The organism is Methylobacterium sp. WL18, assembly GCF_008040015.1.
Classification (GTDB): domain Bacteria; phylum Pseudomonadota; class Alphaproteobacteria; order Rhizobiales; family Beijerinckiaceae; genus Methylobacterium; species Methylobacterium mesophilicum.
Map to the genome: position 1 here is coordinate 1 of NZ_VRVD01001319.1, position 470 is coordinate 470.

The following is a 470-nucleotide window of genomic DNA, read 5'->3' on the forward strand; positions in this document are numbered from 1 at the left end:
CCGCTGGCGCTGGCCCCCCGACAGGCCGAGTCCGCCGGCGCCGACCCGGGCGTCGTAGCCGCCCGGAAGCCGCAGCACGACCTCGTGGACGCCCGCCGCCTTCGCGGCCGATTGCAGGGCCTCCGGGTCCGGCGCCGGGTCGAACCGGGTGATGTTCTCCGCGATGGTGCCGTCGAACATCTCGATGTCCTGCGGCAGGTAGCCGACGGCGCGGCCGAGGGCGTCGGGATCCCACTGGTCGATCGCCGCGCCGTCGAGGCGGATCACCCCGCGGACCGGCCGGGCCAGGCCGACGAGCGCGCGGGCGAAGGTGGACTTGCCCGAGCCGCTGGCGCCGATCACCCCGAGCGCGCTGCCGGGGGCCAAGGCGATGTTGACGTCGTGCAGGATCAGGCTGTCGGTCCCGGGGGCGGCGATCGACAGGGCGGTCACGCGCACGCTCTCCCGGGGCGCCGGCAGGGGCGTCAGGG

General features: G+C 76.4%; 1 protein-coding gene. It reads right to left on the reverse strand.

Features of this window, described 5'->3' with window-relative positions; genetic code table 11:
- Nucleotides 1-432: ATP-binding cassette domain-containing protein (locus FV228_RS32525; RefSeq protein WP_246694124.1), on the reverse strand; the 432-nt coding region annotated here is incomplete at its 3' end.
- Between the last annotated feature and the right edge of the window lie 38 nt (nt 433-470).